The sequence below is a fragment of the Megasphaera sp. AF13-6AC genome (assembly GCF_027685385.1).
In the GTDB taxonomy this organism is placed as follows: Bacteria; Bacillota; Negativicutes; order Veillonellales; family Megasphaeraceae; genus Megasphaera; species Megasphaera micronuciformis.
On sequence record NZ_JAQCUN010000015.1, the window covers coordinates 8,518 to 18,663 of the forward strand.

Annotated in this window: 11 protein-coding genes and 1 tRNA gene; 1 reads left to right on the plus strand and 11 read right to left on the minus strand. The window is 44.3% G+C overall.

Annotation, left to right across the window (positions count from 1 at the left end):
* The 6 genes from PGX78_RS01890 to PGX78_RS01915 form a co-directional block, all read right to left on the minus strand.
* On the minus strand, window positions 1–597 hold a 597-nt coding region (locus PGX78_RS01890), incomplete at its 3' end, for a tRNA (adenine(22)-N(1))-methyltransferase (RefSeq protein WP_270445153.1).
* Window positions 598–674: 77 nt separating this feature from the next.
* A tRNA-Ile gene (locus tag PGX78_RS01895) sits at window positions 675–749 on the minus strand.
* 67 nt (window positions 750–816) lie between these two features.
* Window positions 817–1,506 carry a RadC family protein gene (gene radC / locus PGX78_RS01900; protein WP_270445154.1) on the minus strand — a complete coding sequence of 230 codons (690 nt, stop codon included), beginning with the start codon at window positions 1,504–1,506 and terminating at the stop codon, window positions 817–819.
* Window positions 1,503–2,063 carry a Maf family protein gene (locus PGX78_RS01905; RefSeq protein WP_270445155.1) on the minus strand — a complete coding sequence of 187 codons (561 nt, stop codon included), beginning with the start codon at window positions 2,061–2,063 and terminating at the stop codon, window positions 1,503–1,505. The genes radC and PGX78_RS01905 overlap by 4 nt, the downstream gene beginning before the upstream one ends.
* Before the next feature lie 13 nt (window positions 2,064–2,076).
* Window positions 2,077–2,346 carry a DUF4321 domain-containing protein gene (locus PGX78_RS01910; RefSeq protein WP_270445156.1) on the minus strand — a complete coding sequence of 90 codons (270 nt, stop codon included), beginning with the start codon at window positions 2,344–2,346 and terminating at the stop codon, window positions 2,077–2,079.
* 108 nt (window positions 2,347–2,454) lie between these two features.
* Entirely contained in the window at window positions 2,455–4,131 is a 1,677-nt protein-coding gene (locus PGX78_RS01915; protein WP_270445157.1) for a glutamine--tRNA ligase/YqeY domain fusion protein, read from the minus strand.
* A 133-nt stretch (window positions 4,132–4,264) separates the two neighbouring features.
* Here PGX78_RS01915 and PGX78_RS01920 point away from each other — a divergent pair, with 133 nt between their 5' ends.
* A complete protein-coding gene (locus tag PGX78_RS01920) occupies window positions 4,265–5,167 on the plus strand; it encodes a fumarylacetoacetate hydrolase family protein (protein WP_270445158.1) in 903 nt (300 codons plus the stop codon).
* Window positions 5,168–5,217: 50 nt separating this feature from the next.
* Here the strand turns inward: PGX78_RS01920 and PGX78_RS01925 are convergent, their stop codons facing one another.
* The 5 genes from PGX78_RS01925 to PGX78_RS01945 form a co-directional block, all read right to left on the minus strand.
* Window positions 5,218–5,859, minus strand: coding sequence for a DUF421 domain-containing protein (locus PGX78_RS01925; protein WP_270445159.1), 642 nt, complete (start codon window positions 5,857–5,859; stop codon window positions 5,218–5,220).
* A 3-nt stretch (window positions 5,860–5,862) separates the two neighbouring features.
* Entirely contained in the window at window positions 5,863–6,318 is a 456-nt protein-coding gene (locus PGX78_RS01930) for a DUF3290 domain-containing protein (protein WP_270445160.1), read from the minus strand.
* A gap of 125 nt (window positions 6,319–6,443) precedes the next feature.
* The gene (locus tag PGX78_RS01935) at window positions 6,444–7,835 is read right to left on the minus strand and encodes an amino acid permease (RefSeq protein WP_270445161.1); all 1,392 of its coding nucleotides are present in this window, start codon (window positions 7,833–7,835) and stop codon (window positions 6,444–6,446) included.
* Window positions 7,836–7,904: 69 nt separating this feature from the next.
* On the minus strand, window positions 7,905–9,239 hold the full coding sequence (brnQ, locus tag PGX78_RS01940; protein WP_270445162.1) for a branched-chain amino acid transport system II carrier protein: 1,335 nt from the start codon (window positions 9,237–9,239) through the stop codon (window positions 7,905–7,907).
* Between the two features lie 197 nt (window positions 9,240–9,436).
* Window positions 9,437–10,146: aminotransferase class I/II-fold pyridoxal phosphate-dependent enzyme (locus PGX78_RS01945; protein ID WP_270445163.1), on the minus strand; the 710-nt coding region annotated here is incomplete at its 5' end.

A 10,146-nucleotide genomic window follows, 5' to 3' on the forward strand; every position in this document is an offset into this window, starting at 1 on the left:
TCCCTTCAAAAAACGCTTCTTTTTGCGTATTATTTCATCTATCAACTCTCCCAATAAAGGATTCTTATCATCCCAATTACGCGGTCCCGTCTCATACTGCCAGAAAGGAAAATCGTCTTCTTTACCGGGTTCAATTCTTAATACTTGATATAAGCGACCGTCCTCTTTAATCAATGTTTCCTTGGTTATACGAAAACCGTGTTCAACCGCATATTGCCGCAATGCACCGGCATCACTTTGAGGCTGTAAGATGAGATATTTCAATTGTCTCACAAGGTCGAATTTTGCCTCAAGTATTCGCATCATCAACTTACCGCCCATCCCGCAAAGTACGGCGCCGTCCGTCTCTCCGGGTGCAACCGATGATAAGCCGTCGGCAAGGCGACACTCAATGCGATCCGCAAGTCCGGCCTGAGCCGTATGAGCCGATGCGGACGATAAGGGACCCGGTGCAACATCGGACGCTACTACATGCGGACAAATCCCCTGCTCACACAAATATACGGGTAAATAGGCGTGATCCGTCCCCACATCAACCAGGGTAGTATTTACAGGCACCATTTTCGCTACAGCCGAAAGGCGTTTCGATAATTTCATATAAAACCTCGCTCGCTTTTCTCACGGTTTATAAAAAAAGCTATCCCGCAACAGTGCGAAATAGCTTTGTTTACATGTGGTGGGCCTACTTGGGTTCGAACCAAGGACCAACCGGTTATGAGCCGGTGGCTCTACCGCTGAGCTATAGGCCCGGTAGACAAGGCTTTAAACCTTGCCTGATTATTATACGACAATCCGCGCGAGTCAGTCAAGAATGGCTTATATATAGCCTCTCTCACACAAACTGACATAGGTTCCGTCACCGATAATAATATGGTCCAAAACAGGAATTCCCATGACTCGACCGGCCTCAGCAATACATTGAGTGGCTTTTATATCTTCTTTTGAAGGGGTCGGATCGCCACTGGGATGGTTATGTATAAGAATAACCGCCGCCGCATTGTATTCCAAAGCATATCTGAAGACGTCTCTGGCCTTAGCCAGACTTTCATTGAGTGTCCCGCTCGTCAGCTCACGTAAGGCAATCAGTTTATTTTTGGAAGACACATACAAGGCTGAAAATTTTTCTTGTCTCAAACAGCGCATGTCTTCCATTACATAGTCGGCCACTGTAGAGGGACTGCTGAAATCCCTGGCGTTTACCTTTACTCTCTGACGGGCAATTCGTTTGCCCAACTCTATAGCGGCACACAAAGTGACGGCCTTATCCCTGCCTATTCCTTTTACGGTACAAAGACGTCTGACATCCGTCTCTCCCAAATAATAAATATTTTCTTCCGGCAAGGTACGAAGAATACACCGTGAAACGTCTAAAACCGACTGTCCCTTCGTGCCCGTACGCAATAAAATGGCCAATAAATCCTGATCTGAAACGGCAGCGGCACCATGGTGAAAAAAACGTTCCCGCGGCCGCTCACCGGGGGCCAGTTTCCTTACCCCTTCGCTCATAAGCTCATACCGGCAATCCCCGCCAGTACATACAAGGCACTTAAAGGGAGTCCGACGACATTCGCATAATCGCCTTCTATCTTTTCAACCAATACGGCTCCGCGCCCTTGTATTCCGTATGCACCGGCCTTATCACGCGGCTCTTTAGTCGCTACATAAGCCCTGATTTCCGCATCAGACAAAGTACGAAAGGTAACCAATGTTTTTTCCGCATGTGTCCATACACCGTCATCTTTCTGCAAAGCAATGCCCGTGTAAACGGCATGGGTTTTTCCCGATAATCGTTGCAACATGGACACAGCCGCTTCATCAGAGCCGGGCTTTCCCAATATTTTACCGTCGGATACCACTACCGTATCGGCACCCAGTACCCACTGACCTGTATACTTCTCTGCAACGGATGCCGCCTTTCCGGCGGCCTGTCTAATAACAAACTTCTCGGGATCATCGTTTTTCGGCACATCTTCGGCATATGTACCGACTTTTACTTCATAGGCCGCGCCGATTTGCTCCAATAACTCTTTGCGGCGCGGCGACCCGGATGCTAAAATCAGCATACCTTTCAACCTCCTAAATTCGTCTGTAAATAAATACAGCTACTAAAATTCCGATAATACTGAGAAGATTCGGGGCAAAATGAATACCGAGCGTAAGCTCCATAACATATAAGTTCAGTGTTACATTGTGAATATTGAAAATTTCATAATGGCGAACCAAATCGGGCATTATACTTCCAAAGTTTAAACCCGACAAAACCTCGCCTATAATGCCGCCTAAAATACCGCCGACAATTAAGAACAGCAATAATACGGGTATACTCTTATATCCTGCAGACTTCATCTTATTCCTCCGATAACAACCTGATAAATTTATTATACAAACAACTGTCTCTAACGGCAATATAAGAAGGGATACCTTCTCAGAAAGAGAGCGGTATCCCTTTTACGTCTATCCTTTTTGCTGCATTTTAGCCCATGTATCGCGTAAGCCGACAATACGATTGACTACCAAATGTCCCGGCTGACTGTCTCGGTCAATGACAAAATAACCTTGACGCAGAAATTGGAACTTATCTCCTTCCTTAAAATCACCTAAGCCGGCTTCGGCCTTACCTTGCGTCACCATAAGACTGTGCGGGTTGACTTGACTCAAGAAGTCACCGTCATCACCTTCACTGTCAGTTCTCAACAACGATTCATACAAACGGCATTCCGTATCAACCGCATCGGCAGCGTTAACCCAGTGTAAGGTACCTTTTACCTTACGGTTCGCATTGGCGCCGCTACCGCTTTTGCTGTCCATATCGCAAGTGCAACGTAATTCCGTAATATTGCCGTCTGCAGCTTTAATGACTTCTTCGCATTTAATAATATACGCATATTTCAGGCGAACTTCTTTTCCCGGGGCTAAGCGGAAGAATTTTTTGACCGGCTCTTCCATAAAGTCGCTCCGTTCAATATACAATTCTCGACTGAAAGTCATCAGACGCGTTCCCATTTCTTCATTTTCCTGATTATTATCGGCAACTACTGTTTCCGTAAGGTCTTTCGGATAGTTGGTCAAAACGACTTTAATCGGATCGACTACAGTCATATATCTAGGCGCTTTCAGTTTCAAATCTTCGCGAATACACGATTCGAGAAATGCAGGCTCTACCGTACTGTCCGCCTTGGCTACGCCGATACGTTCACAGAAATTGCGAATCGATTCAGGCGTATAACCCCGCCTGCGGATACCGGCAATAGTCGGCATACGAGGGTCATCCCAACCGCTGACCAGACCTTTCTCAACGAGAAGTCGTAATTTACGCTTACTCATAACCATATTGGCCACATTAAGGCGTGCAAATTCAATCTGCTGAGGCTTTTGATTTTCCGGATCGTCCCATTCTTCAACAACCCAATTATACAAAGGACGATGGTCTTCAAATTCAAGGGTGCAAATGGAATGAGTAATCCGTTCTATAGCATCTTCCAAAGGATGAGCAAAGTCATAAATAGGATAAATGCACCATTTATTACCCGTACGGTGGTGAGACGCATGAATGATTCGATATAAAACGGGATCACGCATATTAATATTCGGACTGGCCATGTCTATTTTAGCCCTCAATACCTTTTCTCCGTCAGCATACTTCCCGTCTTTCATTTCTTCAAACAGATGTAAGTTTTCCTCAATAGAACGATTCCGATAAGGGCTTTCTTTACCGGGCTGACTGAAGGTACCGCGATACTCACGAATTTGTTCTCCCGTCAAGTCATCCACATAAGCCTTTCCCTTTTTAATGAGCTTAATAGCCTGCTTATAAAAAATATCAAAATAATCGGATGCGAAGTAAAGCCGATCTTCCCAGGAAAACCCGAGCCAAGCCACGTCCCGCTTAATGGATTCCACGTATTCCACATCTTCCTTTGACGGGTTCGTATCATCAAAGCGCAGATTGGTCAAGCCCTTATATTTTTTCCCTATGCCGAAGTTGAGGCAAATGGACTTGGCGTGTCCGAGGTGCAAATACCCGTTCGGTTCAGGCGGAAAACGAGTGTGCACACGTTCTCCGTATTTTCCCGTTTCATTGTCTTTATCTATAATAAGTTCAATAAAATTTTTGGTGTTTTCCTGGTCCATGAGGCATCTCCTTCTTTCCGTTAATGTTTAAATTGTATCATAAATAAAAAAGCCCTTCCAGTACTGAAAATGCGGCGAAAGGACGCCGACTGTGTTATAATTAATCCATCTTACATGCAGGAGCTGATTTGAAATGGAAATTCGTAAACTCGTAACCTTTGAAGACGCCGGCTTCGTTCAGTGGGGAGTTCTTACGCCCGACGAAAAAAGCGTATACAGTGCTATTGCCTTGGAAGAAGCGTTCTTTACACCCCTGCCTGAAACCCTGTCGGAATTCATTGCCCAAGGTCTTGAAGGACTCTTGGCTCTGGCTGACAGTCTGGAACAAAATGAAAGGACCGGAGCCGTGCAACCCAAGACCTTAGATACGGTTCATATTCTGACTCCCTTGCCCGACACGATTCACAATATCCTATGTGTCGGTAAAAACTATTGTGAACACATTGCCGAGTTCGATAAGGTCACAACGGTAGAAAAGCCGAAATATCCGGTGTTTTTCACGAAATCCGCTACATCTCTTATCGGTCCGGACGATACCATTGATCTTCACGAAAACGTAACTTCCGAAGTGGACTACGAAGGCGAATTGGCTGTCATTATCGGCAAGACCGGCACGGACATTCCCGAGCATGAGGCCATGGATTATGTTTACGGCTTTACAATTTTGAATGATGTGACTGCCCGCGACTTGCAACGCCGACACCAACAATGGTTTCACGGCAAAAGTTTGAACACCTTCTGCCCCGTAGGCCCGTATATCTTATTACGCGACGCCGCTCCCGACATATTTAATATTGTTACGAAGGTAAACGGCGAGGTGCGTCAAGATGCGAGTACGGACGATTTAATTTTTACCGTCCCCACGCTCATTTCTCAACTCTCCTCGGGTACAACATTATCGTGCGGCGACATTATAGCTACCGGTACACCGGCCGGCGTAGGGGTAGGATTTAATCCGCCTCGTTATTTAAAGTCGGGAGATAGTATTGAAATAACAATCTCTTCCATCGGTACATTAAAAAATACTGTCAAATAAAGGAAACGACAAAAGAACCCTTAACGGAATAATACCGTTAAGGGTTCTTTTTATTCACCCTGCTTTGCATAAGCGTAAATACTTATATCATTGTCATCATACTCTGCCAAATATATATCATTTACCTTATACCCCTTTTCGGCAACTCGTTCTTCAATCCATTCTTTATTCTTACCGATAAGTTCCAGAACGCTTTCATTAATGTTTCCGTCCGCAATGATAGGATAGCGATTGTGTCTATCATCATATTTCATAATGGTCAACTGACCGTTTTGTTCCAAAATTCCGCGATAGACATCTTCAACACGCCATACATCGGCACTTCTCAATTTTAAATGAAGATCGCCGGCATTCAAACCCGCTCGCATACATACATCGGTTAAGATTTTTCCGTGGTCGATGACCAGAATGGGGTCTCCGTCAATCAGCTTATGAACGAAATTGCTGTTTCCCTTAGCATAGCGCAAAACCATAACAAGAATTGTCCATGCAATGAGGATTAAGAGGAACTGTAGAATTCCGATGCTGTCATTATAAATAATACCGCCTATAATACCGCCGAGAACATAGTTTTGAACTTGATCCAAAGCCGACGTTGGGGCCAAGTTGCCCTTCCCCATAATATTGATTTGAAAAATAATAACCAACAAACCTATGCCCAGTTTAGCAAAAATCATTGAATATTCAATCATAGTTTACTCCTGTTCATTGATAATATGCACATCGGCATTAATCATATAAATTCGTTCAACCTTATACGCCGTTTCACGATCGCTGAAATCGACGGAATAGTACTCATTAGCTCCTGTCCTTACAACCATGCCGTTTTTAAGCTGCAATGAATTAACTGACAACCGGTCTTTCGGAACGTTTAAATTGTAACTGAAATTTTCTAAGAAAACGGACATGCGGGACATATCCTCTGTAGACTGCCTGGTTCGCGAAAAACTCTGCCAATTAGCTCCGGCCAAAAAAATACCGATGAGTAAAAAAATAATCGTCAAATCACGATACTTGGTTTGCAACCGGTTACGCATATACTTAATGCCGGCTATGAGCCACGCCAAAGTCACGCCGAGCAGGACTGCATAGTGATAAAGATAGGTGGTATGTACCTGCCCGTCTATATAAGCATAGGTGTAAAAATCCATCTTTTTTTCCTTTCTGTCGTTACTGATTTTTAATTATAAACGATGTATCTCATTATGTACAACACCAACTAAAAAGGCCGTAACGAGAGGTTTCGACCTCTTCGTTACGGCCTTTTAAATAAATGTTACGCACCTTCCTTACCGTTGCGCAAACGGCTGTGTTTATGTCCGTAAACGGCATAGATGATACCGCCTAATATAGACCAGCCTACAAAAAGAACCAACGTATGGGAAGATAAATGTGCAAAAATAAATGCACAGAAGATAAAGCCCAAAGGAGCGACGAGATAAACTGCCGGACACTTAAAGCTTCTGGGAATGTCGGGATATATACGCCGCAAAACGATAATACCGACACAAGAACAAAGGAAGGCAAAAATCGTACCGGCGCTGCAAGCTTCCGCTACTATATGAATGGGCGTAAAGCCTGCTACCAGAGATACTACAATGCCGATAATAAGCAAAAGGCGATACGGCGTATGATATTTTTCATGAACCGTATATAAACTCTTGGGAATCAAGCCGTCACGACTCATAGAATACAAAGCGCGACTCTGTGCGAAAAGCATATTCAAAACAACGGTTGATAAACCGCAAAGTGCACCTGTACCGATAAGTGCCGAACCTGCTCGTAAGCCGATATATTCAAGTACGTATGAAGCCGGTGCCGCCGTATCCAATTCGGGATAAGGTACAACGCCTGTCATAGCCGCACAAACAGCGATGTACAAGACCGTACAAATAGCTAAAGCCGAAATAATACCTATGGGCATGTTGCGTTCAGGATTCTTCGTTTCTTCAGCCGCCGTAGACAAGGCATCAAAGCCCAAATAAGCAAAGAACAGCACGGCCGTTCCGGCAACAACACCGTCTAAACCGAAAGGCAGGAAGGGTTGCCAGTTTACAGGGTCAATATGAGGGCCTGCGAAAAAGAGGAATGCAAAAATAGTCACGATTTTAATAACTACGAGAACTCTGTTAACCCTTGCTCCTTCTCTTACACCTAAAATAAGACAACCCGTGGCCAGCAAAACAATAACAAAGGCAGGTAAATTAATGATCCCCCCGTCAGCCGGAACGGCTGTCAACACCTTGGGAAGTTCAATTCCGCAGGAATGCAAAATTCCCACAAAATATGCCGACCAGCCGCCTGCAACGGCACTGGCTCCGACAGAATATTCAAGGATAAGACTCCAGCCTACCCACCAGCCGAAGATTTCACCTAAAGACGCATAAGCATAAGTATAAGAGCTTCCTGATACGGGCAAAAAGGTAGCCAATTCCGAATAAGCCATACATACGAAGGCACAAGTAATAGCCGCCAGTACAAAAGACAACATCAGTCCGGGGCCTGCATATTTAGCGGCACCGATGCCGGTGAGGACGAAAATCCCCGTGCCGATAATAATCCCCAGCCCCATGATCGTAATATCAAAGGCCCCTAAGACGCGATTTAACTTCTTATCTTGAGAGTCATGCATGAACTCCTGATAAGGCTTACGTTCAAAAATATCCATATCAATCCACTCCTAAATCATTTTAAAAAGAAAAACCTCCTTAGTAAAAGGAGGTTTCTCTTTACCATTCTAAGCTTCTTTATTTGATGATGTTACCTGAGCCTGCACGAGGCCGATAATAAGACCGGCGACGGCAAAGCATACCCAACCCATGCCTAAAGAATGTAGAGGAACCGTAGAGTTAAAGAATACATCAATAGCTCCGAGAGAAATTTCAGCCGTTTCAAAACCTGTAACCAAAGCAGGAATCAAAGTAAGGCCGATAGTCCATCCGTATACGCACTGACGTCCCTTAAAGAACTTGTGTAAGAACGTAAGGACAACGAGAGCCACAACGATAGGATAAATAAACATCAAAACGGGAATTGCCGCCGAAATAATCGTCTTCAAGCCGAACATAGCTACGGCAAAGGAAATAACGGAGAACAATACGGCATATGCCTTATAGCTCATTCCGCCTATAAGTTGTTCAAAATAGGTAGCGCAAGACGTAACCAAGCCGATGGACGTTGACAGGCAGGCAAGTAACACGATGACTGCCAAAATCATGGCTCCTACGTTACCGAAAAGGATCTGAGCCGATTTTGTCAAAACGGGGGCGCCTGTGTCCTGCATACCGATAGCTACAACACTGTCTGCACCGATTTTAGCGACAAAGATATAAACAAAAGCCAAACAAGCCACGGCAATAACACCCGATTTAAATACATCCAACGTAATCTCGCCGGGCGTCGATGCGCCTGCTTCCACAACAAATTCGACTACGAGAATGGCAAATACCAACGATGCGATAGCATCCATTGTATTATAGCCGTCTAAAATCCCTTGAACTACTGCCAAGGCAGGCGTTCCGTAGGCAGCCGTTGCCGCACCGGGATCCCCCAAAGGCGAAATAAAGGACTTTGCAATTAAGGCTAAAATGGTAAGTAACAATACAGGGGTTAAAATCTTACCGATACGGTCAACCAGCTTGGAAGGCGAAGCAGAAAGCCAATAAGTAATGACGAAGAATATAACGAGGAAAATAGTCATATTCAAATCCGAACCGCCATTTTCCAGGAAGGGGCGTACGGCAATTTCATACGATACGCTGCCGGTTCTCGGCGTTGCAAAGAAAGGCCCGATAGTTAAATAAGATACGACTGTAAACAAAAGGCCGAACTTAGGATGAACACGACCGGCCAATTCCTGTAAATTCTTACAGCCCGAATAGCCGATGGCAAGAACGCCGGCAAGGGGCAACCCTACACCCGTAACAATAAAGCCCAATACGGACCACCAAACATTTTCCCCTGCATGCTGTCCCATCGATGCCGGGAAAATCAAGTTCCCCGCTCCGAAAAAGAGAGCGAATAGCATGAGGCCTACGGCAATAAATCGCTTATTGTCTTTTTGCTCACTCATTAATACCACACTCCGTTCTCATAATAATAGGATCGTCATACCCGTATAACGAACTTACCCAAAGGTGCCTTTCCATATGTTAAGAAAAAACACACTTTAATGATGTCGTCATTATATCATAAGATTATTTGAAAATCACCTACTTAAACGTTTTTTTTTAATTTTATTCTTCTTTGATTATAAAAAGCGTTAATCGTTTACATTTTCTCATTATTAATATAATTTTTAATTATTCTAATAACGCGGTTATTTGTAATCCGGTCGCGAACGGCCAGACGAATAAATTCACCGTTTAAGCCTCTATAATTACGACAATTTCTAATCAGTATACCGTGACGTTTACAGTAGTCCGCAGCTTTCTCAGCCGTATGATAAGGCCGTAAGAATTGTATGAGTATAAAGTTTACGCTCCCTCCCGTGACATGGACTTCCGTAATTTCTTGCAGACGGGTTTTCATATAAACCCGTTCAGCTTCACAGAGTCTACGGCTTTCTCGTATATATTCTCCATCTGTCAAGGCCGCCGTGCCGGCAACTTGGGCCAAGCTGTTTACATTCCAACAATCCTTATGCCCTTCCATTTTTTTAATATCATGTTCACACGCCGTCCCAAAACCCAGACGCAATCCAGGCAAGGCAAAAAACTTGGTTAATGAACGAATAACTAAAAGATTTTTGTATATGCCGGTTAAGTTTTTGACGGAAAACCGATCTTCATCATATCGAAAATCCAAAAAAGACTCATCGACTACAAAGCGAAGATTCTTTTTTATTCCCTCTTTGACAGCGGCCTCCATATCTTCTTTTTTTATCAGGCTACCTGTCGGATTGTTGGGGTTCCCCAAGATAATAACGGACCCTTCTCCGGCCGCTTCCGCCATCCGCATCAAGTTACTGTTAAAGTCAT